Consider the following 22,284-nt stretch of genomic DNA (forward strand, 5'->3'; position numbering starts at 1 on the left):
GTCACTCCAGGGAGATGCTGACATGCCGGGGACGTGCGACGGGAGCCGGAGGGGCCGGTACACCCGACGGGGGCAGTGCCCGTGAGGACGACGGCGGGTGTTGCCTGCGCCCCTCGCGACGATTGACGCATGGGCGACCGCCGATCCGGCGTCACGGGTGCCGCCATATCACCGTGCCGGCCGGCGGGTGATGCGGGTCACGATGGTGGGTATGGGACCAACCGCCCGGAGCCTGCCCCACCGGGCGGCCCGGCAGGGCGGCACCGACGGCCGCCGCGGGGACCCCCCGCGACCGGCCCGTGCAGAGGGAGGCACTACGTGAAGCGCGCGCTGACCGTCCGGGACGCTGCGACCCGGAACTCGCTGAGGCGGGCCTTCGACGACCTCGGCTACGAGGTGATCCCGTTCAAGAAGACCGAGCAGGCGGTGCTCGACTCCGTGCCGAAGGACGTGCGCCTGACGGTGACCGCCTCCCCCGCGAAGGGGCAGGACGTCACCATCGACCTCACCGTCGCCCTCGTCGGCCACGGCTACACGGTGGCCCCGCACCTGTCCGCCCGGCAGGTCCGCGACCGCGCCCACCTGGCCGACATCGTGGCGCGGTGCCGCGAGGCCGGGATCACCGACGTCTTCGTGGTCGGCGGAGACCCGACCGAGGAGCCCACGGAGTTCCGGCACGCCCACGACCTGCTGGTCGCCCTGCACGAACTCGACCACGGCTTCACCGAGATCGGCATCGGTGGGCATCCCGAGGGTCACCCCACGGCGTCCACGGAGACGCTCTTCCAGGCGCTCAAGGACAAGGCGCCCCTGGCCACCCACATCAAGACCCAGATCGTCTTCGACCCGGTCGTCATCCTGGAGTGGGCGCGCGAGCTCAAGAACCGCGGCATCGAGCTCCCGGTGCACGTGGGCGTCCCCGGCGCGGTGCACCGCCAGAAGCTCCTGCGGGTCTCCGGCGGGCTCGGGATCGGCGAGTCGGCCAAGTTCCTCAAGAAGCAGCAGAACCTGTTCTGGCGGTTCTTCATCCCGGGCGGCTACAGCCCCAACAGGATCATCAAGGGGCTGGCCCCGCACATGGGGAAGCCGGACAACAACATCGAGGGCTTCCACGTCTTCACGTTCAACGACCTCGGGCCGACCGAGGCCTGGCGTCAGCAGATGCTGAAGAGCCTTGGCTGAGCCACGCCGTCTCCCGAGGAGCATCCGGTGACCGCACGGTTGATCGACGGCACGGCCGTCGCGCGGAAGGTGCGCGAGGACGTCGGCCGTGGCGTGGAGGAGCTCGTCGCGGGGGGCGGGGTCGCGCCCGGGCTGGCGACCGTGCTCATCGGCGACGACCCGGCGTCGGAGGTGTACGTCCGGAACAAGCGGCGCCTGTCCGTGCAGGCGGGGATGCAGGACCTCCACCGCCACCTGCCCGGCGACGTCGACCAGGCGACGGCGGCCGCGCTCGTCGACGAGCTCGCCGCCGACCCGGCGGTGTCGGGCATCCTGCTGCAGCTGCCCACCCCGGAGCACCTGGACTCCGACGCGCTGATCGCCCGCATCCCGCCGGACAAGGACGTCGACGGTCTGACCACGTCGAACGCCGGGCTCCTCGCCCAGGGCCGGCCGGGGCTCAGGCCGTGCACGCCGGCCGGCGTCATGACGCTGCTCGAGGAGTACGACGTCCCGCTGTCGGGCGCGGAGGCGGTGGTCGTCGGCCGCTCCGTGCTCGTCGGCAAGCCGATGGCGCAGTTGCTGCTGGCCCAGAATGCGACGGTGACCATCTGCCACTCGCGCACGCGGGACCTCGCGGAGGTGTGCCGGCGCGCCGACGTGCTGGTCGTCGCGGCCGGGATCCCCGGCATCGTCGGCGCGGACGCGGTCAAGCCCGGGGCGACGGTCATCGACGTCGGCATCCACCGCGGGGAGAACGGACTGCGCGGGGACGTCGAGTTCGACGAGGTCGCCGAGGTGGCGGGCGCGATCACCCCGGTGCCGGGCGGGGTCGGCCCGATGACGATCGCGATGCTGCTGGCCAACACCCTCACCGCGGCGCGGGCCCAGCAGGGCATGCCTGAGAACGAGGCCGGATGACGGGGCCGGACGACGGGGACCTGATGGCCCGACCGTGGGCGCGGTTCGACGACCTCGCCGCAGGTGAGGCGCTGCTCTGCCCGCCGCCCTCCGAGATCCTCACCGCGACGCGGCCGGACGAGGTCGCCGGTGTCCTGCAGCAGGTCCACGACGCCACGGAAGCCGGCAGCTGGGCGTTCGGGTACGTCGCGTACGAGGCCGCCTCGGGCCTGGACCCGCAGCTGGCCGGCGGCCCCGCGTCGCCCGGCGAGCCGCCCCTGGTCTGGTTCGGGCTCTGCGACGAGCCGGCACGGGTGGAGCCGCTGAGGCCCCCGGCCGACGACGGCCAGCCCCCCGGCCGATGGCGCCCCGACTGGACCGACGACGAGCACGCCCGGGCGGTCGCGACCGTCCGCGAGCACATCGCGGCCGGCGAGACCTACCAGTGCAACCTCACCGACCGGCTGCGCTCCGCCGCCGCAGGCGACCCCGAGCGTCTCTACGCCCGCCTGGCGCTGGCCCAGCACGGCGCCTACAACGCCTACCTCGACCTCGGCCGGCACGTCGTGGCGAGCGCCAGCCCCGAGCTGTTCTTCGAGTGGGCCGGGGACGTCGTCCGGACCCGGCCGATGAAGGGCACCGCCCCCCGCGGCCGCACGACCGCGGAGGACCGGGAGCAGAGCCGCCTGCTGCGGTCCAGCGGCAAGGAGCAGGCCGAGAACCTCATGATCGTCGACCTGCTCCGCAACGACCTCGGCCGGGTCGCCCAGGTCGGCAGCGTGGCGGTGGACGAGCTCTTCGCCCTCGAGCGCTACCCGACCGTCTGGCAGCTCACCTCGCAGGTGAGCGCTCGGACCGTCCCCGGCACCCGGCTCCTCGACCTGTTCCGCGCGCTGTTTCCGTGCGGTTCGGTCACCGGCGCCCCCAAGCGCCGCACCATGCAGCTGATCGACGAACTCGAGCCGACGCCCCGTGGGGTCTACTGCGGCGCCGTCGGACTGGTCGCCCCGCCCTCCGCGCCGGTCCGGGCCCGGTTCAGCGTCGCCATCCGGACCGCCGTCGTCGACCGCGCGACCGGCTCGGCCGTGTACGGGGCGGGGGGTGGCATCACCTGGGGCTCTGAGGCGTCGCGGGAGCGGGCCGAGCTGCACGCCAAGGCGGCGGTCCTGGCCCACGACGTCAGCGCGCACCAGCTCCTGGAGACGTTCGCCTTCGTCCCCGGGGAGGGGCTGCGCAACCTCGACCGCCACCTCGCCCGCATGGCCGACTCCGCCGACTGGGCGGGCTTCCGTCTCGACCCCGCCGCAGCGCGGCAGTCCCTCGACGACGCGCTCGCCGGTCGCACGGAGCCCACGCGGACCCGGTTGCTGCTGTCCCGGAGCGGGGACGTCGAGGTAGAGGTGGAGGCCATGCCACCGGTCAGCCCACGGCCGGTGCGTCTCGCGCTGGACGACGACCCGGTGGACGCCGCGAACCCGTGGCTGCAGCACAAGAGCACCCGCCGCGACGTCTACCTGAGCCGGGCACTGCGGCATCCGGAGACCGACGACGTCATCATGGTCAACCAGCACGGCGAGCTGACCGAGACGACCACCGCGAACCTGGCCGTGCGCCTCGACGGACGGTGGTGGACGCCGCCCACCTCCACCGGCTGCCTGCCCGGAGTGGAACGCGGCCGCCTCCTCGAGGCGGGTCGCCTGCGGGAGCGGGTGCTGTCCGTCGCCGACCTGCACCGGGCGGAGCAGCTCGCGGTGCTCAACTCGCTGCGGGGGTGGCGCTCCGCGCGGCTGCTCACCGGGCGGCCGGATGCCTCCGAGAGTCCCCGGGTCGCCGTTCCGAGCGTGTCGGGAGGCGGCTCGTGAGCGATCGCGAGGACCTGGACGACCAGTCGATCGGTGAGTTCCTGGGGCAGCTGGCCGCACGCATGGCCGCTCCGGGGGCCGGTGCCACGGCCGCCGTCGAGGCCGCCCTGGCCGCCTCGCTCATCGCGATGGTCGGACGGTTCAGCACCGACGAGGAGCACGCGGACCTGGTCCGGGAGATCGTGGCGGCGGCGGACGCGCAGCGCGACGTGTGCCTCCAGGCCGCCGCCGACGACCAGGCGGCGTTCACCGCCGTCGCCGAGGCCATGAAGCTGCCGCGCGACACGACGGACGAGGAGGAGGAGCGGCGTCGCCGCCTCTCCGAGGTCCAGCTGGCGGCCACCCGGCCACCGCTCGCCGTCCTCCGGTCGGCCACGGAGCTGGTGGGTCTGGCCGAACGCGTGCTGCCGGTCGCCAACCCCAACCTGGTCAGTGACGTCGCGGCAGCGACGGCCGCCGCCCGCGCCGCGGCCACGACCGCCCGGCTGGCCGTGGAGGCGAACCTGGCCGGCATCCAGGACGAAGCGGCCCGGACGGACCTGGTCTCGACCGTCGCCGCGGTCGAGGACCTGGCCCGCCGGGCGGACGAGGTCGAGACCGAGGTGCGGCAGCGGATGCGCGGATGATCGGCGCGCCGCTCCCCCGCCCCGGTCGCTGCGTCGTGATGGGGATCCTCAACGTCACGCCGGACTCGTTCTCCGACGGTGGCCGGCACGACACCCTCGAGGCCGCGGTCGCGCACGGGCTCCACCTGGCGGCCGCCGGCGCCGACCTCGTCGACGTCGGCGGCGAGTCGACGCGACCCGGCGCGCACCGCGTGCGCCCCGCGGAGGAGTGCCGCCGCGTCCTGCCGGTGGTCGCGGAGCTCGCGCGGCACGGGATCCCGGTGAGCATCGACACGACCCGGGCGACCGTGGCCGCGGCTGCGCTCGAGGCCGGCGCCGTGCTGGTCAACGACGTCAGCGGCGGACTCGCCGACCCCGGCATGGCCCCGACCGTCGCCGATGCCGGTGTGCCGTGGGTGCTCATGCACCGGCGGGGCGACAGCCGCGACATGTACGCCGAGGCGGGGTACGACGACGTGGTCGCCGACGTGCGGCGCGAACTGTGCCGGCGGGTCGACGCCGCGCTGGCCGCCGGCGTCGCGGCCGAGCGCATCGTCGTCGATCCCGGTCTGGGCTTCGCGAAGCGGCCGGAACACGATCTGGCCCTGCTCGCCGGCCTGGACCGCATCGTCGACCTCGGCTTCCCCGTCCTCGTCGGCGCGTCCCGCAAGCGCTTCCTCGGCACCGTCCTCGCGACGCCGGACGGCCGGACCCGCCGACCGGACCAGCGCGACCACGCCACGCTCGCCACGTCGGTGCTCGCCGCACGCGCGGGCGCATGGGGCGTGCGCGTCCACGACGTGCCGGGCACCGCCGATGCGATCCGGGTGGTGGCCGCCGTCGACGCCGCCGCACGGGCAGGTGCGGAGCGCGCGACGAGGACCCCGAGCCTGACCGGCACCTGAGACCCTGGCGCCGATCGCGCCAGCCGCACGACAGACCGATGGACGGACACACAGAGAGGTGGGATCCGCATGACGAGCACGCTGAGCACGACGGCTCCGGTGACGACGGGGCTCTACATCGGCGGAGAGGCACGGTCCACCGCGGACACGCTCGAGGTCGCCGACCCGGCCCGCCCGGGTGCCGTGGTCGGCCACGCGGCGGCCGCGACGACCGAGGACGTGGCGGACGCCGTCGCAGCGGCGAAGGCCGCGTTCCCGGCGTGGTCGGCGCTGTCGGCGACCGAGCGCGCGGCCCAGATGGCGGCCGCCATCGAGGGCATCGCCGAGGACCGCGACGAGGACGCGCGCGTGCTCTCGCTGGAGAACGGCAAGATCCGCATGGAGGCGTGGATCGACGCGCTGGTCTTCGAGATCCGGTGGCAGCTCGCCCTGTCGCTCGCCGACGAGGTGGACCGGTCGAAGGTCCTGCCGCCCGCCCCGGGGATCCCCGTCGAGACCACCGTCGCGTACCAGCCGCTCGGCGTCGTGACGGTCATCGTGCCGTTCAACTGGCCGATCGCCATCCTCGGTGCGGCGCTCCCGCACGCCCTGCTGGCCGGCAACACGGCGATCGTCAAGCCGCCGCCCTCCACCCCGCTGGCGACCACCCGCCTGGTGCAGCGGGTCGCGGAGAAGCTGCCCCCGGGCGTGCTGAACATCGTGACCGGCCGGGACAGCGAGATGGCCGGGCTCATCGACAATCCCGACGTGGCGAAGGTCTGCTTCACCGGCAGCGTCAACGGCGGCAAGCGGATGATGGAGATGGCCTCCCGCAACCTCACCCGGGTGACCCTCGAGCTGGGTGGCAACGACGCGGCGATCATCCGCGAGGACGCGATCCTCGACGACGAGCACCTCGACCGCCTGTTCGCCGGGATCTTCGACACCACCGGACAGATCTGCATGGCGGCCAAGCGCCTGTACGTGCACCGGTCGCGCATGGACGAGCTGGTGTCCGGGTTGTCCGCGCGGCTGGAGAAGGTCGTGCTGGGCCACGGTCTGGCCGAGGGCACCACGATGGGCCCCCTCCACCAGAGCGCCCAGAAGGCGTTCGTCTCGGAGATCATCGAGGAGGCGAAGGACGCCGGTGCGACCGTGCTGGAGTTCGGCGAGCTGCCCCAGGGTGAGTTCGCCGAGGGCAACTTCCTGCGTCCGGCTCTCGTCGTCGACCCCGACCCGTCGCTGCGGGTGGTCACCCAGGAGCAGTTCGGTCCGGTGATCCCGGTGCTCCCCTACGACGACGACGCCGAGGCGGTGCGCCAGGCGAACGACACGTGGGGCGGACTCTGCGGCTCCGTCTGGACCGCCGACGCCGACGCCGCCACCCGGCTCGGTGCTCAGCTGGCCTGCGGGTACGTCTGGGTCAACGACCACGGCGCGACGCGGCTGGACCTGCGTGCCCCCTTCGGCGGGATGAAGCAGTCGGGCATGGGGCGCGAGCAGGGCATCGAGGGCATCCGCGCGTTCCAGGACACCCGCTCGATCGCCCACCTCGACGCGGCCACGCTCGCCGCCGGGCACTGAGGCGGACCGTCGGGGCCGGTGGGGCGCTGCCCCCCCCCGGCCCCGACGGCGCGCACCCCACCCCTCCGTCCAGATGGGTCCACGCCATGCCCCGTAGCTCACCCGTCGACGGCTTCTCACTCGCCTACGACCGCACCGGCGACGGACCCCCCGTGGTGCTCCTGCACGGCTGGCCGGGGGCCCGCGCCGACTTCCGCCTGGTCGCGCCCCTCCTGGCCGAGGCCGCCGAGGTCGTCGTGCCCGACCTGCGGGGGTTCGGGGACTCCGACAAGCACCCGGTCGCCCCCGACGAGGGGTACACCGGCGATGCCCAGGCCCGCAGCGTGATCGGGCTGCTCGACGAGCTCGGCCTGGGACCGGTCGTGCTGGCCGGCTACGACATCGGCAGCCGCATCGCGCAGCTGATCGCCGGCCGGTTCCCGGACCGCGTGCGGGCGCTGGTGGTCACCCCGCCCCTGCCCGGCGCCGGGCAGCGGCTGCTGGGCCCGGACGTCCACCGCGAGTTCTGGTACCAGCACTTCCACCGCCTGGAGCTGGCCGGACGGTTGCTGGACGGCGACCGCGACGCCGTGCGCGCGTACCTGGAGCACTTCTGGACGCACTGGTCGGGACCCGCGTTCACCCCGGCCGGGGAGGACCTCGACCGGCTCGCGGAGAGCTACGCACGGCCGGGGGCGTTCACGGCCTCGATCGGCTGGTACCGGCAGGGTCCGGGCATCCTCGCCCGCGGGCTGGCCGAGCAGGCGCCGGCCCGGGAGGACCGGCTCGCCGTCCCCACGCACGTCCTCTGGCCGGCGCACGACCCGCTGTTCCCGGCTGCGTGGTCCGATCGCCTCGACGAGTTCTTCGCGGACCTGACCGTGACACCGGTGCCGGGGTCCGGGCACTTCGTCCCCCTCGAGGCGCCCGACGCGTTCGCGGCGGCGATCCGGACCGCCGCGGGCGGGGGCTGACCTCACCTCCGGTGGAGGGCGCTGACCTCACCTCCGGTGGATGGCGAGGTCCTCCCAGCCGCCGGACGGCGTCACGACCGCCCGGACCGGACGGTCGTGGACCTCGCTCGGGAGCTCGTCGATCCGCTCGTCGTCGAAGACCACCGTGACGAGGACGGCGTCCGGGCGCGCGTGGACGAGCGCGCGGTCGTAGTAGCCGCCGCCGCGGCCGAGCCGGATGCCGAACCGGTCCACCGCGAGCGCGGGGACGACGACGGCGTCCGCCTCCGCGAGGGCGGTCGGACCGAGACGAGGGCCGGCGGGCTGGTACAGGCCGAACCGGCCGTGCTCGAGCTCGCCGGTGTGGACCGCCCAGTCCAGGACCCGGCCCTCCGACGGGATGACCGGGAGCAGGACGCGGGCCCCCAGCTCGGTGTAGCCGTGGGGCAGCCGGCCGGCGCCGGGCTCGGTCGGGTCCGGGACGAAGGCGGCCAGGGTGCCGACGCCCCTCAGTCCCTCGAGCAGAGCCGCGGTCACCGCGTCGGCGGCCGCCGCGCGGTCCGCCGTCGAGCGCGCCCGCCGCCGGAACAGCAGAGCCTCCCGCAGCTCGTCCTTGGCGACCACCGGGTCCTGGGGATCGGTCACCCCGGCAGCGTAAGGAGGGAACCCGCTCAGCGCAGGGAACGCCCGATCCCCCGGGCGGCGGCGAGCAGGGCCGGCACCGCGGACACCGCCCGGGCGTCGTTCGGGACGATCACCGAGAGCGCCGCCACCACCTCCCCCAGCCCGTTCCGCACCGGGACGGCGATCCCCGTCGCGTCCCGGTGCACGTGCCCCGCCAGGAGCGCGTATCCGCGGCGACGCACCTGGTCGAGGGTGGCGCGGAGCCGGTCCGGCGTCGTGATGGTCTCCGCCGTCCAGCTCTCCAGCGGCCGGGCGAGCACGCGCTCCTGCAGCTCGGCGGGGCCGTAGGCCATGAGCACGACGCCGGACGAGGAGATGTGCGGCGGGAGCCGGCCGGCGATCTCCGAGTAGTTGACGACCGCGTCCCGCGCCGAGAGCCGTTCGAGGAAGACGACCTCGTCGCCCTGCAGGACCGCCAGCTGGGCGTGGTGGCCCACGACGGCGTGCAGGTCCTCGAGGTAGGGCATGGCGGCATTGCGCAGCGAGCGGGTGGGTGCGGCGCGCGAGGCCAGCTCCCACATCCGGAAACCGACGCGGACCTCGCGACCGGGACCGCGGCCGAGCAGGCCGTACTCGACGAGCTGGCCGACGATCCGCGACGCGGTGGCCAGGGGCAGGCCGGCCCGTCGCGCGACCTCGCTGACGGTCAGCTCCGGCTCGTCCAGCGTGAAGGACTCCAGGATGCGCACGGCCCGCGCCAGGGACGACTCGCCCGTCGCGGTGCGTGGCATGCTCCCAGTGTGCCGGACCCTCCCATCCATTGAGAGGGTGTTTCCCAGGTCACACCCCGACGGGTCACCGTGTCCCCATGACCGTCATCTCCCCCGCACCCGCCCCTGCGGGCGCCGACGTCGCCATGCTGCGCGTCACCGCGAAGGAGGCGCAGGCGGACGGCGTGCTCACCCTGGAGCTGGCCGCGCCGTCCGGCGGGCGGCTGCGGGACTGGACACCCGGTTCGCACATCGACCTCGTCCTGCCCAACGGGCTGACGCGGCAGTACTCGCTGTGCGGCGACCGCTGGGACCCCTCCCACTACCGCGTGGGCGTGCTGATGGAGCCGGCGAGCCGTGGCGGGTCCCGCTACGTGCACGACTCGCTGCGGGTCGGCGACCTCGTCGGCGTGGGCGGCCCGCGGAACAACTTCGCGCTCGTGCCGTCGGACCAGTACCTGTTCGTCGCCGGCGGCATCGGCATCACGCCGATCCTGCCGATGGTGCGCCAGGCCGAGATGCTCGGCGCCGACTGGCGGCTGCTCTACGGCGGACGCTCCCGCGGCTCGATGGCCTTCCTCGGCGAGCTCGAGCGGTACGGCGACCGCGTCGTCGTCCGCCCCCAGGACGAGCACGGACTGCTGGACCTGGCCGGGTTCCTCGGGCAGCCGCGGGAGGGCGTGCGGATCTACTCCTGCGGGCCGGGCCCCCTCCTGGCGGCCATGGAGCGGACCTGCGCTACCTGGCCGCCGTACTCCCTGCGCACCGAGCGGTTCGTCGCCGAGGAGGCCGGCGCCCCCGCACGGACGGCGCCGTTCGAGGTCGAGCTGGCCCGGTCCGGAACCACCGTGACCGTGACCCCGGAGATGACCGTGCTGGATGCGCTGAACCAGGTCGGTGTGGAGGTGCTGTCCTCCTGCCGCCGCGGCGTCTGCGGCACCTGCGAGACCACCGTGCTCGCCGGCCGCCCCGACCACCGCGACGCCCTGCTCGACGACGACGAGCGCGACGTCAACGACTGCATGTACATCTGCGTCTCGCGGTCCCGCGACGAGCGTCTCGTCCTCGACCTCTGACGCTCGACTGTCGAGTCCCGACTCCCGGCATCCTGGAGGATCCCGTGACCACCACCGCCCCGCCCGCTCGCACCGTGCCGACCAGCGACGTCGACCCGTTCAGCCACGAGGTGCTGGAGGACCCCCTCCCGATGCACACCGAGCTGCGGGAAGCCGGTCCGGTCGTCCACCTGACCCGCTACGACGTCCACGCCCTCGCCCGCTACGACGAGGTGTACGCGGCCCTGGTCGACTGGCAGGGTTTCCAGTCGGCGGCCGGTGTGGGCCTGTCGAACTTCCGCTACGAGAAGCCGTGGCGGCCGCCGAGCATCGTGCTGGAGGCGGACCCGCCGAAGCACGACGCTCCCCGCCGGGTGCTCCAGAAGGTGCTGGGGCCGCGCGCGCTGCGCCGGCTGCACGACAGCTGGGCGGCCGACGCCGACGCCCTCGTGGACGAGGTGCTCAGCCGCGGGACGGCCTTCGATGCGGTCGCCTCCCTGGCCGCCACGTTCCCGCTGCGGGTCTTCCCCGACGCCGTCGGCATCCCCCAGTCGGGCCGGGAGAACCTGCTGCCCTACGGCGACCACGCCTTCAACGCCTTCGGCCCGGCCAACGACCTGGTGGAGAAGGGCGCGCCGCGGGTGGCGGAGCTCTCCGCCTGGGTGAACGCCCAGTGCCAGCGGGACGTGCTGGCCCCGACCGGGTTCGGCGCCGACATCTGGGCGGCGTCCGACCGCGGCGACATCACGCCGGAGCAGGCCCCGCTCGCCGTCCGGTCGCTGCTCACGGCCGGCGTCGACACGACGGTCCACGGCATCTCCGCCGTCCTCTACGCCTTCGCGACCAACCCCGAGCAATGGCAGCGGCTGAGGCGGGACCCGGCGCTGGCCCGGGTCGCCTTCGACGAGGCGGTGCGCTGGGAGTCGCCGGTGCAGACCTTCTTCCGGACGGCGACGACCGACGTCCGCGTCGGCGACGTGGTCATCCCGGAGGGGCACAAGATCCTGATGTTCCTGGCCGCCGCCAACCGCGACCCGCGGCGCTGGGAGAACCCGGACGTCTTCGACCTGTCCCGCGACCCGTCGGGGCACGTCGGTTTCGGCATGGGCATCCACCAGTGCGTGGGCCAGCACGTCGCGCGCCTCGAGGCCGCGACCCTGGTGACCGCGCTGGCCCGCCGGGTCGCGACGATCGAGCTCGACGGGCCGACGGTGCGCCATCACAACAACACGCTGCGGGCCTGGGAGAGCATCCCGGTGCGGGTCACGCTCGACTGAGCGCCCCGTCCACCGCGGTCACCCGTGGGAGGACGGGCGGGCCCTGGTCGACGGGATCACCCGCCACGCCGTGGCCGCGGCGAGGGCGAGCATCACCGCGGCGGCCACCGCGGTGACCTGCATGGCCCAGGTGAACGACTCGCGCGCGAGGTCGAGGGCGGCTCCGTCGCCCAGCGCCTCCGAGGCGCGCGCGAGCGACTCCCGGACCGCTCCCCCGCCCAGGTGCTCCGGCAGGTCCGCGCGGTAGAGCACCGTCTGCAGGCTGCCGAGCAGGGCGACGCCGAGAGCGGCACCGAGCTCGTAGGAGGTCTCGGACAGGGCGGACGCGGTGCCCGCCCGGTGCGGCTCGACGGCGCTCACCGCCGCGTCGGTGCTCAGGGTGAAGGCCACCCCGAAGCCGAGCCCGATGACGACCAGCGCTCCGGCCAGCCAGGCGTAGCCCGAGAGCGACTCCGCACCGGCGAGCGCGAGCAGACCCAGGCCGGCGACTCCCAGACCCAGACCGATGGCGCGTCCCAGGCCCAGCCGGACCACGAGCGGCCCGACCAGGACCACGACGGCCAGCGCCGCCAGCATCAGGGGCAGCTCGCGCAGCCCCGCCTCCAGCGGGGAGTGCCCGCGGACGAGCTGGAGGTACTGCGAGAAGAAGAACAGCAGGCCGGTCAGGGCGATCAGGGCGATGAGCTGGCTGGCCAGGGCGCCGGAGAACGCGCGGTTGGCGAACAGCCCGATGTCGACGAGCGGCTCCGGGACGCGCCGCTGGCGGCGGACGAACAGCACGGCCGTCACCACGCCGACGAGTGCGGCCGTGGCGGCCGCCGCCGTGGGCCCGTGGCCGACGACCTCCTTCACGGCGTAGACGACCGCCAGGATCGCGGCGATCGACTGCGCCGCACCGATCGCGTCCAGCCGTCCGGGCCGTGGGTTCCGGGACTCCGGCAGGAGAAACCAGCCCGCGACCAGGAGCACGGCCGTGATCGGGACGTTGATCAGGAACACCGATCCCCACCAGAAGTGCTCCAGGAGCACCCCGCCGACCAGCGGGCCGAGCACCGCGCCGCCCGACGCCCCCGCGCTCCAGAGCGCGATCGCCCTCGTGCGCTGCCGCGCGTCGGGGAACAGGTTCCGGATCAGGGAGAGGGTCGAGGGCATGAGCGTCGCGCCGGCCGCGCCCTGCGCCGCACGGGCGACGACCAGGGTCATGGGGTCCGTCGCGAAGGCAGCCAGTGCCGACGCCGCACCGAAGGCGGCGGTGCCGATCAGCAGCACCCGCTTGCGGCCGAAGCGGTCGGCGAGGCCACCCATCAGCACGAGGAGCCCGGCCAGGGCGAACGAGTAGACGTCGGCGATCCAGAGCAGCTCGCCGGCGCTCGGCTGGAGTGCCGCGGTCAGCGCGGGGACGGCGAGCCCGAGGACGGTGCTGTCCACCGACAGCAGCACCACCGCGAGGATGAGGACGGCCAGCGCCGCCCACTCCCGCCGCCCGGCGAGGCGGGACGGCGCGGGAACGGGCTCGAGGACGTGCGTCACTCGACGGAGCGTACCGACCAGACGGTTTGTTAGCCACCGACCTACGCTGTGGTCCGAGACACGGGAGGAAGCGGTGACGGGTCAGGTGCGGGACGCCGTGCGCACTCGGCGTGCCCTGCTCGATGCCGCCGCCCGGGCGGTCGTCGTGCACGGCGCGGGCGTCAGCCTCGACGCCGTCGCCCGCGAGGCCGGCGTCTCCAAGGGCGGGCTGATGCACCACTACCGCAGCAAGGACGAGCTCATGGCCGCCCTCGCCGACGACCTCTTCGACCAGTTCGCGCGGGCCGTCGAGGACCGGATCGACCCGGCCGACACGGCGCCGGGGCGCCGCCTCCGGGCCTACGTGCGGGCGACCTTCGACGACCTGGAGAAGACGCAGGACGCCGTCGAGCAGACGACGCTGATGGCGACCCTCAGCGCCTTCCCCGAACCGGCCCGCCGCGCGCAGGAGCGGTACCGCCGCTGGAACCGGACCCTGGCCGAGGACGGCGTGGACCCGCAGCGGATCCTCGTCGTCCTCCGGGCCTGCGACGGCGCCTCGATCGCCCCGCTGTTCGAGGGGCCGCTCGGCCCGGAGGAGCTCGCCGGGACCCGGTCCCTCCTCCTCGCTCTCGCGACCGGGACGGGCCCGCTCGTCGGCTGAGCGGTCGCCCCGCAGCGACCGGCCTCAGGGGCGGTCGACGAACGCCAGGACGTCTGCGGCGACCCGCTTGTCCGTACCGGTGCCGAGGTGCCCCTTCCCCCGGTACCGGACCACCGTGCAGTCCGGGATCAGGGCGGCGGTCTCCTCGACCACGTCCGGCGGGAAGAACCGGTCGCGACTCCCGGAGACCATCAGCACGGGCACCCGGACGGCAGGGAGCACGGCCCGGGAGTCGAAGGCGAGCTCCGCCTCCACCTCGACCAGCACGTCACCCGGCGGACACACCTCGTCGGCGAACAGGACCCGGCCGATCAGCGGACCCAGCAGCCGGCGGGGCAGACGCAGGCGGTCGCCCGGCAGGAGGTACTCGGCGAACGCGGTCCCGGAGGCACCGACGTCCCCCCGCGCGAGCGCGGCGCCCAGTCGGGCGTCCACGTCCTTGCCCCAGGCGCTCACCTCGCAGCCGGAGACGACCAGGGCGAGGTGACCCAGCCGCTCGGGGTGGAGGGCGGCCAGGTACTGCGCGACCATGCCGCCGTAGGACTCACCGACGACGAGGTCCACCCGGCCGCCGAACTGCTCGGCGACGACCTGGGCGTAGTCCCCGGCCATGTCCGCGATGCCGTGCCCGTCGGGCATGTCCCGCCGCCGGGTCACGATCCAGACGGTGTAGCCCGCGGCGACGTAGGGACGGGCCTGGCGGACGAGCATCCGCGCCATGGTCCCGGTGGGCACGAAGCTCCCGGGACCGCCGAGGACCGACAGCAGCGTGCGGGGCCCGTCGCCCCACGTCAGGTACTCCATGCCGTTGGGGAAGGCGCCGCGACGTGGTTCGTGCAGCGTGCTGCGGACATCGGTCATGCCCGTCAGCCTGTCGACACGGGAACTCGTCGACAAGGAGTCTCAGGCGGAGGTGCCGCGCAGCTCCTCGAGGATCGGACCGGCGACCTTGAAGGCGTGGTTCGCGGCCGGGACGCCGGCGTAGACCGCGGCGTGCTGGATGACCTCGGCGATCTCCTCGTCGGTCAGCCCGTTGTTCTTCGCCGCCCGCACGTGCAGGGCGAACTCCTCCCAGTGGCGCAGCGCGATCGTGATCGACAGCGTCATCAGGCTGCGGTCGCGCCGGGCCAGCCCGGGGCGCTGCCAGAGATCGCCCCACGCCGTGCGGGTGATGAAGTCCTGGAAGCCGGCGGTCAACGGCGTCGTGGCGGCCACCGCCCGGTCGACGTGCGCGTCCCCGAGCACCTCGCGCCGGGTGCGCATGCCGGCTTCCCGTCGTTCGTCGTCCGTGGTCGGCTCGCTCATGCCGTTCCCCCTGCTGCGTCGAAGTGGCCGAGCAGCGCGCCGGTGACCTGCAGCGGCTGCTCGACGTTGGCCAGGTGGGCGCCGGGGCTCACGGTGAGCAGCTCGGCCCCCGGGACGGCGTCCACGATCGCCTGCTGGTGCTCCGGTGGGGTCGCCGGGTCCTGCCAGCCGCTGATCACGAGGGTGGGCGCCGTGATCGCCGGCAGGTCGGCCCGGACGTCCATGTCCGCGATCGCCTCGCAGCAGCCGGCGTACCCCTCGCCGGGCTGGCTCGCGATCATCGCCTGCATCCTCGCGACGGTGGCGGGCTCGGCCGCCGCGAACTCGGGCGTGAACCAGCGGCCGACGACGACCGGGGCCAGCGCCGCCATGCCCTCGGTGCGGGCGGTCCGCGCGCGGTCCAGCCAGTTCTGCCGCGGCCCGAGCAGCGCCGACGTGCACAGCAGCACCAGCCGGTCGACCCGCGCCGGTTCCCGTGCCGCCAGCCGCATCCCCGTCATCCCGCCCAGCGAGAGTCCCGCGACGTGGGCCCGCTCGATCCCGAGGCGGTCCAGCAGGGCGACGACGTCGTCCACCAGGTCGTCCAGGGCGTAGGGCCCGTCCGGCACCGGCGATTCACCGTGTCCGCGGGTGTCGTAGGTGATGACCCGGAAGCGCTCGGCCAGCGCCGGCACCTGGGCGTCCCACATGGCGCGGGTGGCGCCGAGGGAGTTGGACAGGACGACGGCCGGCGCGTCGGCCGGGCCGTCCTCGGTGTACGAGACGTCGACGGCGGTCATGCTGTCCTCCCGGTGTTGCGGTCGTACTCGGACAGCACGGCCTCGACCTGTGCCGAAGCCTCGCCGACGTCGGGCCCGGAGGCCAGGAGCGCGGTGGCGTCGACGTCGAACCGCGCCGCCACCACCTCGGCCAGCGGGGTGCCGGACCGCCGGGCCTCGTGCACGGCCTCGGCGGCGGCGTCGTGGGCGGCACTCCGGCCCAGCGACGGCGTGAGCGCGTCGGCCAGCGCGCCGGCCAGTTCGGGGTCCCGCGCCGCCTCCGCGTTCGCCGCCATCCGGGCGACGTCGGGGCGCAGGTCGGTCAGGCACTCGGCGAGCCACGCGGCGGCCGACCCCACGGTGGCGAGCAGGTCGCTCGTCGTGGGCCACTCGCTGTGCCAGGCACCGGCCGAGCGCTCGTGCTCCTGCTCCATGGCGGCGAAGAGGGTGGCCACGAGACCGGGCGCGCGCCGGGCGCAGGCCCGTGCCGAGATGGCCGCGACCGGGTTGTGCTTGTGCGGCATGGCCGACGAGCCGCCCCGGCTGCCGCCCTCGCTCACCTCACCCACCTCGGTCTGGGCCATGAGGACGACGTCGACCGCGACGGTGGCCAGCACGCCCGCCGCGGCACCGAGCGCGCCGGCGAGGTCGGCGATCGGGAGGCGCACGGTGTGCCAGGCGACCGGGGTGGCGGTCAGGCCCAGCTCGGCGGCCAGCGCGGTGCGCAGGTCCACGCCGGACCCGTCGCTGGCGACGAGCGTGCCGACGGCGCCGCCGTACTGCACCGGCAGGGACGCGTCGACGGCGAGCAGCCGCGCCCGTGCCCCCGCAAGGCCGGCCAGCCAGCCGGCCGCCTTGAGGCCGAAGGTGGTGGGCAGCGCCTGCTGCATCAGCGTCCGGCCCATGACGACGTCGTCGCGGTGCTCGCGGGCCAGGCCCGCGGCGGCCTCGGCGGCCACCACGAGGTCGCGGTCGATCGCCGCGAGGGCCCGGCGGGCCACCAGCACCAGGGCGGTGTCCAGGACGTCCTGGCTGGTCGCCCCGACGTGCACCGCGCGGGCCGCGTCCGGTCCCACCGCGTCCTGGAGCACGCGCACCAGCGGCGGCACCGGGTTGCCGGCGTCCGCGGCGCGGGCGACCACCGTGGCGAGATCCAGCCCGGCCGGTTCCGCGCAGGCACGGCTCACCGCGTCGGCCGCCGTCGTCGCGACGAGGCCGGTGCGCGCAGCCGCGCGGGCCAGGGCCGCTTCGACGTCGAGGAGCGCGTCGAGCCAGGCCGGGTCGGAGACGGCCGCGGCCGCTCCGCCGCGCGCGAAGGTGCCGTCGAACAGGCCGCTCACGTGCAGGTCCCGGTCACGGGGCTGTTCATACCGGAGCCGCCGTCAGACGGTGCGCTCATACCGCGAAGAACACCGTCTCGCGGTCGCCCTGCAGATTGATGTCCAAGCGGTAGCCGTCGTCGGTGCGTTCGGCGAGCAGCGTGCCGCGCCGTTCCTCGGGCAGCCCGCGCAGGACGACGTCCTCGGCGTTGGCCTCGGCCTCGTCGGCGAAGTAGATCCGCGTGACGACGCGGTCCAGCAGGCCGCGCGCGAAAATCGAGACGTCGATGTGCGGCGCCTGCAGACCGCCCTCGCCGTCCGGCACCCGGCCGGGCTTCAGGGTGTGGACGGCGAACTCCCCGGGCGGGGAGGCGGTGGCCACCCGGGAGAATCCGCGGAAGCCGGGGTAGGACGACGCGCCGCGCGGGTCCTCCGGCGACGGGAAGCCGCCGTCGGGATCGGCCTGCCAGGTCTCCACCATCGCGTCCGGGACCGGCTGGTCGGCGCCGTCGACGATCCGGCCGCGGATCCAGATGCCGCCCTCGACACCCTCGTCGGCCGCCCACGTGCCGTCCGGCCACGTCAGGCCGATCGCGAGGTAGGGGCCGACCGTGGCGCTCGGGCTGGTGCCCAGCCGCAGCGGCTCGGTCAGGAAGCCGGTGCTGCGGCTCCGCCCGGGCAGCGGCTGGTAGGGCTCGGTGACGTCCGGCACGTCGAGGGGGTTCACAGTCACGCCACACCTCCTGCGCGATTCCGCGCCTCGGTCCGCTCCTCGCTCGTTCCTCGCTGCGATGCTCCCTCGGCTGTCATCACGCCACGTCTCCGTCGTCCTCGGTCTCGAACGGGGTCTGGCCGCTGCCGCGCAGCACGATGTTCCACTCGAACGCGAGCGCCCAGTTGTCCACGGTCCGCTCGAGGCGGAACTGGCTGATCGCGCGGTGCCGTGCCGCGGCCGGGATGGAGTTGAAGATCGGGTCCTGGCCGAACAGCGGGTCGTCCGGGAAGTACATCTGGGTGACCAGCCGCTGGGTGAACGCCCGCCCGAACAGCGAGAAGTGGATGTGCGCCGGTCGCCAGGCGTTGTGGTGGTTGCCCCACGGGTAGGCGCCGGGCTTGATCGTCATGAACTCGTAGCGGCCCAGGCTGTCGGTCATCACCCGGCCCAGCCCGTCGAAGTGCGGGTCCAGCGGCGCCGGGAAGACGTCCACGACGTGCCGGTAGCGACCGCCGGCGTTCGCCTGCCAGACCTCTACCAGCGCATCCGGCACCGGGCGCCCGTCGCTGTCGAGGACCCGGCCGTAGACGAGGATCCGCTGCCCGACGGCCTCGCCGCCGTTGCGCAGGGTGAGGTCGGCGTCCTCGGGCCGGACCCGGTCCTCGCCCAGCACCGGTCCGGTGACCTCGGTCAGCCGGTGCGGCAGGTCGATCGGCGTACGCAGCGGCGCCCGTAGGCCCGTGCTCCGGTAGTCGGGGAACCCGACGGGGGTGCGCTGTGAGTCGTCCTCGCGCAGGTAGCTCGGCAGGTGGAGCCCGCTACCGGATGTGGTCCCGGTCATGCCGGGACCGTACGGCGACCGGGCTACTCTGCCCAAGCTCAGCTTTCCACTGGCCGGGAGGAGTGCACATGGCCGGTCACAGCGGCGCGCCGGGGCGCTCGGTGACCTCGCGCGCGCTGGGCCTGCTCGACGCCTTCGACAGCGCCACCCCCCGGCTGTCGCTCTCGGAGATCGCGGAGCGGTCCGGCACTCCCCTGGCCACGGCCCACCGGCTGCTCGGCGAGCTGGCGGGCTGGGGCGCGCTGACCCGCCGGGCGGACGGCCGGTACGAGATCGGCCGGAAGCTCTGGGACCTCGGTCTGCTGGCGCCCGTGCAGATGGAGCTGCGGCAGGTGGCCGCCCCGTTCCTCCAGGACCTGCACAACACCATCCGCGACACCGTGCACCTCGCCGTCCGCGAGGGTCTGCAGGCGCTCTACGTCGAGCGGGTCTCCGGTCGTGAGTCGGTGCCGATGGTCAGCCAGGTGGGCAGCCGGCTCCCGCTGCACGCCACCGGCGTCGGCAAGGTGCTGCTCGCCGCCGCCCCCACCGACGTCGTCGAGAGGGCCCTGCGATCGCTCACCCGCCAGACCCGGCACACGCTGGTCGACCCGGGCCGGATGCGCCGCGAGCTCGCCGAGGTGCGCCGGCGGCGGTACGCGCGGACGTCGGAGGAGATGTCCGCCGGCGCCGCCTCGCTGGCCGTGCCGGTACAGCTCGAGCGGAGCAACGGTCCGCTGGTCGTGGCCGCGCTCGGCATCGTCGTCCCCCCGCACCGGAGGGACCTGCCCCGGCTGGTGCCCGTGCTCGAGGTCGCCGCGCGCGGCATCGGCCGCGAGCTGACCAGAACCCGCGACTTCCGCTGACCGGAAGGGACTTCTTCTCAGCGACCACCGGCGCCAGTCACACTCGGCCCGTGCGCACCCAGGTAGGCATCATCGGCGCCGGCCCCGCCGGCCTGCTCCTCTCCCGGCTGCTGACGCTGCAGGGCATCGACAACGTCGTCCTGGAGAACCGGTCGCGGGACTACGTCGAGGCCCGCATCCGCGCCGGCATCCTCGAGCAGCACACCGTCGACACCCTGACCGACGCCGGGCTGGGCGACCGGCTGCACCGCGAGGGCCTCGAGCACTCCGGCATCTACCTGCAGTACCCCGGCACCCGCCACAAGCTGGACTTCCCGGAGCTCTGCGGGCGCACCGTGTGGGTCTACGGGCAGACCGAGGTCACCAAGGACCTGATCAAGGCCCAGCTGGACGGCGGTCCGCCGCTGCTGTTCGAGGTCTCCGACGTCACCCCCGAGGACGTCGACACCGACAGCCCGCGGATCCGCTTCACCGACGCCGACGGCAACGCGCAGGTGCTCGAGTGCGACGTCATCGCGGGCACCGACGGCTTCCACGGCCCGTCGCGGGCCGCGGTGCAGGCGGGCACCACGGGGCGGACCTGGGAGCGCACCTATCCCTACGCGTGGCTCGGCATCCTGGCCGACGCGGCACCGGCCACCGACGAGCTGATCTACGCGTGGCACCCGGACGGGTTCGCGCTGTACTCGATGCGCTCGCCGAAGGTCTCCCGGCTCTACCTGCAGGTCGATCCGACCGAGAAGATCGAGGACTGGTCCGACGACCGGATCTGGGACGGCCTCGCGACGCGCTTCGCCCTCGACGGCTGGGAGATCAACACCGGCACCGTCACGGAGAAGTCGATCCTGCCGATGCGCTCCTTCGTCAGCGCCCCGATGCGCCGGGGCCGGCTCTTCCTGGCCGGCGACGCCGCGCACATCGTGCCGCCCACCGGGGCGAAGGGGCTCAACCTCGCCGTCGCCGACGTGACGCTGCTGGCCACGGCGCTCGTCCGGCTGCTGCAGGAGAAGCAGACCGACCTCGTCGACAGCTACTCCGACCGGGCGCTGGCCCGCGTCTGGCGGTGCACGCACTTCTCCTGGTTCATGACCTCGATGCTGCACCGCTCCGGCGACGACTTCGACGCCGAGCTGCAGCTCTCCCAGCTGCGTCGGGTGTGCTCGTCGGAAGCCGCCGCCCGCGAGCTGGCCGAGAACTACACGGGTCTCCCCCTCGACCGCTGACCCGCCGACCCCGCCGGTCGGCCTGCTGGATCCTCAGCTGCGTCACCTCCTCGGCCGACGAACCCGGTCGCAACACCGGGCGCCAGTGAACGGAGGACGGCGGAGAGCCCGGCCGCGTCGAACGCCGCCACCACGTCGTCGTGCACGAGGGTGAAGTGCTCCCAGTCGTCCACGTGGATCGGGACCACCGCACGGGCGCGCAGGGACCGGGCGAGCGCCACGGCCTCGTCGGCGTCGAGGGAGAACGGGGTGTCCCCGGCCGCCGCGAAGCGGGCCGCGCCCAGATGCAGGAATGCGACGTCCACGCCGAATCTCCTGCCGATCTCCTCGAGCTCCGGGTGGGGCACCGTGTCCCCCGAGAAGTAGAGGACCGGCTCTCGGCGGGCGCCGTCGTCCACGACCTCGACGACGAAGCCGACGACCTCGCCGGCGACGTCGGACCACCCGTCGGGTGCGTGCCGGGCCGGCGTCGCGGTCACCCGGAGACGGACCTCCCCGGCCCGGACGACGTGGCTCTCCCACGGAGCGAGGCCCACCGCCGGCTGCCCGAGACGCCGGGCCGCGGAGCGCGTCGTGAGCACGCGGCCCACCGAGCCGAGGAGCCGTCGTCCGCTCGTGTCCAGGTTGTCGGCGTGCCCGTCGTGGCTGAGCAGCACGACGTCGATCGGCGGCAGCTGCTGGACAGCCATCGCCGGGCCAGCCGTGCGTCGCAGCAGGATGCGCATCGCCGAGCCGGGAACGGCGAAGTACTGCGGCGTTCCCGGAGGGTCGAAGGCGGGGTCGGTCAGGAGGGTCAGGCCCCCGAGCTCGACGAGGACCGTCGCCGTGCCGATCCAGGTGGCCTGCGCGCTCATCGGTGCGCCCCGAAGGGAGCGGCTGCGATCAGGCCGATGAAGCCGATCTCGCGGTCCAGCTCGGCGACGCGCGAGCTCGGTCTGGTCTTCGCCTCCCGCCTCATGGCCCTCACCAGGTACTCCGTGAACCCCTCCCTCGGCCAGCGCTCGAGCACGTCGCCGACCAGTTCCGCGGGAAGGTCGTCGAGGCGCAGCCGGAGGACGTCCGCGGCGGCGCCCAGGTGCACCCCGGCGACCTCGGGCCGCGGATCGTCGGCGGCGTCGAGCTCCAGGTGCAGGGCGACCGCATCGTGGACCAGGTCGGCCGCGGGCGGCTCGCCGCCCGCGCGGATGACCGCCTCGCGGGCCAGGAGCGCACCCCGCAGCTCGAACGACGCGGTCCCGTCCTCCCCCGGCGCGGAGAGACCGAGGTCGTGGAGCGCGGCGGCCACGAAGAGCACCTCCGGGTCGAACGACCGGTTCGCCCGCCCCAGGAGCGCCGTGGCGAACGCATGCGTCCGCAGACAGTGCGCGACGAGGACCGGCGGTGAGGACGTCCGCAGCAGCTCCTCGGCTGCATCAGCCAGCGGGGTGTCCGGTCGCGTCGACCGGATCACG

At 74.2% G+C, this 22,284-nt stretch carries 23 protein-coding genes; 12 read left to right on the forward strand and 11 right to left on the reverse strand.

Features of this window, described 5'->3' with window-relative positions; translation table 11 throughout:
• Window positions 1–318: 318 nt before the first annotated feature.
• From CRP30_RS09080 to CRP30_RS09110, 7 genes are all read left to right on the forward strand, one after another.
• Window positions 319–1,182, forward strand: a complete 864-nt coding sequence (locus CRP30_RS09080; protein WP_097183607.1) for a methylenetetrahydrofolate reductase — start codon at window positions 319–321, stop codon at window positions 1,180–1,182.
• Window positions 1,183–1,209: 27 nt separating this feature from the next.
• Entirely contained in the window at window positions 1,210–2,082 is an 873-nt protein-coding gene (gene folD / locus CRP30_RS09085) for a bifunctional methylenetetrahydrofolate dehydrogenase/methenyltetrahydrofolate cyclohydrolase FolD (RefSeq protein ID WP_097183608.1), read from the forward strand.
• Entirely contained in the window at window positions 2,079–3,923 is a 1,845-nt protein-coding gene (gene pabB / locus CRP30_RS09090; protein WP_235003282.1) for an aminodeoxychorismate synthase component I, read from the forward strand. Before folD ends, pabB begins: the two co-directional genes overlap by 4 nt.
• Window positions 3,920–4,549 (forward strand): cyclodeaminase/cyclohydrolase family protein, encoded by a 630-nt coding sequence (locus tag CRP30_RS09095; protein WP_235003283.1) that lies wholly within the window; start codon window positions 3,920–3,922, stop codon window positions 4,547–4,549. Before pabB ends, CRP30_RS09095 begins: the two co-directional genes overlap by 4 nt.
• Complete coding sequence (gene folP, locus CRP30_RS09100) at window positions 4,546–5,433, forward strand: dihydropteroate synthase (protein WP_097183609.1); 888 nt, start codon at window positions 4,546–4,548, stop codon at window positions 5,431–5,433. Before CRP30_RS09095 ends, folP begins: the two co-directional genes overlap by 4 nt.
• Window positions 5,434–5,502: 69 nt before the next feature.
• Window positions 5,503–6,996, forward strand: coding sequence for an aldehyde dehydrogenase family protein (locus CRP30_RS09105; protein WP_097183610.1), 1,494 nt, complete (start codon window positions 5,503–5,505; stop codon window positions 6,994–6,996).
• 86 nt (window positions 6,997–7,082) lie between these two features.
• Entirely contained in the window at window positions 7,083–7,949 is an 867-nt protein-coding gene (locus CRP30_RS09110; RefSeq protein WP_097183611.1) for an alpha/beta fold hydrolase, read from the forward strand.
• Between the two features lie 27 nt (window positions 7,950–7,976).
• On the opposite strand, the gene CRP30_RS09115 is transcribed toward CRP30_RS09110, so the two are convergent.
• Together CRP30_RS09115 and CRP30_RS09120 are read right to left on the reverse strand one after the other, a co-directional pair.
• Window positions 7,977–8,573 (reverse strand): 5-formyltetrahydrofolate cyclo-ligase, encoded by a 597-nt coding sequence (locus CRP30_RS09115; RefSeq protein WP_097183612.1) that lies wholly within the window; start codon window positions 8,571–8,573, stop codon window positions 7,977–7,979.
• Window positions 8,574–8,599: 26 nt separating this feature from the next.
• Window positions 8,600–9,343, reverse strand: coding sequence for an IclR family transcriptional regulator (locus CRP30_RS09120; protein WP_097183613.1), 744 nt, complete (start codon window positions 9,341–9,343; stop codon window positions 8,600–8,602).
• Between the two features lie 77 nt (window positions 9,344–9,420).
• Here CRP30_RS09120 and CRP30_RS09125 point away from each other — a divergent pair, with 77 nt between their 5' ends.
• Window positions 9,421–10,398 carry a PDR/VanB family oxidoreductase gene (locus CRP30_RS09125; protein WP_097183614.1) on the forward strand — a complete coding sequence of 326 codons (978 nt, stop codon included), beginning with the start codon at window positions 9,421–9,423 and terminating at the stop codon, window positions 10,396–10,398.
• A 44-nt stretch (window positions 10,399–10,442) separates the two neighbouring features.
• A complete protein-coding gene (locus tag CRP30_RS09130) occupies window positions 10,443–11,654 on the forward strand; it encodes a cytochrome P450 (RefSeq protein WP_097183615.1) in 1,212 nt (403 codons plus the stop codon).
• 18 nt (window positions 11,655–11,672) lie between these two features.
• On the opposite strand, the gene CRP30_RS09135 is transcribed toward CRP30_RS09130, so the two are convergent.
• Window positions 11,673–13,184: an MFS transporter gene (locus CRP30_RS09135; protein ID WP_099459152.1), complete on the reverse strand. Its 1,512-nt coding sequence runs from the start codon at window positions 13,182–13,184 to the stop codon at window positions 11,673–11,675.
• 97 nt (window positions 13,185–13,281) lie between these two features.
• Here CRP30_RS09135 and CRP30_RS09140 point away from each other — a divergent pair, with 97 nt between their 5' ends.
• Window positions 13,282–13,827: a TetR/AcrR family transcriptional regulator gene (locus CRP30_RS09140; protein ID WP_159961643.1), complete on the forward strand. Its 546-nt coding sequence runs from the start codon at window positions 13,282–13,284 to the stop codon at window positions 13,825–13,827.
• 24 nt (window positions 13,828–13,851) lie between these two features.
• Here CRP30_RS09140 and CRP30_RS09145 read toward each other — a convergent pair whose 3' ends face one another.
• The 6 genes from CRP30_RS09145 to pcaH all read right to left on the reverse strand — a co-directional run bounded on the left by CRP30_RS09145 (window position 13,852) and on the right by pcaH (window position 18,765).
• On the reverse strand, window positions 13,852–14,688 hold the full coding sequence (locus tag CRP30_RS09145; protein ID WP_097183616.1) for an alpha/beta fold hydrolase: 837 nt from the start codon (window positions 14,686–14,688) through the stop codon (window positions 13,852–13,854).
• 42 nt (window positions 14,689–14,730) lie between these two features.
• Entirely contained in the window at window positions 14,731–15,132 is a 402-nt protein-coding gene (gene pcaC / locus CRP30_RS09150) for a 4-carboxymuconolactone decarboxylase (RefSeq protein ID WP_097183617.1), read from the reverse strand.
• On the reverse strand, window positions 15,129–15,911 hold the full coding sequence (gene pcaD / locus CRP30_RS09155; protein WP_097183618.1) for a 3-oxoadipate enol-lactonase: 783 nt from the start codon (window positions 15,909–15,911) through the stop codon (window positions 15,129–15,131). Before pcaD ends, pcaC begins: the two co-directional genes overlap by 4 nt.
• The gene (pcaB, locus tag CRP30_RS09160) at window positions 15,908–17,230 is read right to left on the reverse strand and encodes a 3-carboxy-cis,cis-muconate cycloisomerase (protein ID WP_235003284.1); all 1,323 of its coding nucleotides are present in this window, start codon (window positions 17,228–17,230) and stop codon (window positions 15,908–15,910) included. The genes pcaD and pcaB overlap by 4 nt, the downstream gene beginning before the upstream one ends.
• 55 nt (window positions 17,231–17,285) lie before the next feature.
• Window positions 17,286–17,942: a protocatechuate 3,4-dioxygenase subunit alpha gene (pcaG, locus tag CRP30_RS09165; protein ID WP_097183619.1), complete on the reverse strand. Its 657-nt coding sequence runs from the start codon at window positions 17,940–17,942 to the stop codon at window positions 17,286–17,288.
• Between the two features lie 76 nt (window positions 17,943–18,018).
• Window positions 18,019–18,765, reverse strand: coding sequence for a protocatechuate 3,4-dioxygenase subunit beta (pcaH, locus tag CRP30_RS09170; RefSeq protein WP_097183620.1), 747 nt, complete (start codon window positions 18,763–18,765; stop codon window positions 18,019–18,021).
• 68 nt (window positions 18,766–18,833) lie between these two features.
• Between pcaH and CRP30_RS09175 the strand changes: the two genes are divergently transcribed.
• The gene (locus CRP30_RS09175) at window positions 18,834–19,610 is read left to right on the forward strand and encodes an IclR family transcriptional regulator (protein WP_097183621.1); all 777 of its coding nucleotides are present in this window, start codon (window positions 18,834–18,836) and stop codon (window positions 19,608–19,610) included.
• Window positions 19,611–19,660: 50 nt separating this feature from the next.
• Complete coding sequence (locus CRP30_RS09180) at window positions 19,661–20,833, forward strand: 4-hydroxybenzoate 3-monooxygenase (RefSeq protein ID WP_097183622.1); 1,173 nt, start codon at window positions 19,661–19,663, stop codon at window positions 20,831–20,833.
• On the opposite strand, the gene CRP30_RS09185 is transcribed toward CRP30_RS09180, so the two are convergent.
• Together CRP30_RS09185 and CRP30_RS09190 are read right to left on the reverse strand one after the other, a co-directional pair.
• The gene (locus CRP30_RS09185; protein ID WP_097183623.1) at window positions 20,806–21,687 is read right to left on the reverse strand and encodes an MBL fold metallo-hydrolase; all 882 of its coding nucleotides are present in this window, start codon (window positions 21,685–21,687) and stop codon (window positions 20,806–20,808) included. The genes CRP30_RS09180 and CRP30_RS09185 overlap by 28 nt on opposite strands.
• Window positions 21,684–22,283 (reverse strand): HD domain-containing protein, encoded by a 600-nt coding sequence (locus tag CRP30_RS09190; RefSeq protein ID WP_097183624.1) that lies wholly within the window; start codon window positions 22,281–22,283, stop codon window positions 21,684–21,686. The genes CRP30_RS09185 and CRP30_RS09190 overlap by 4 nt, the downstream gene beginning before the upstream one ends.
• Window position 22,284 lies beyond the last annotated feature (1 nt).

The sequence above is a fragment of the Blastococcus haudaquaticus genome, assembly GCF_900230285.1.
GTDB lineage: Bacteria > Actinomycetota > Actinomycetes > Mycobacteriales > Geodermatophilaceae > Blastococcus_B > Blastococcus_B haudaquaticus.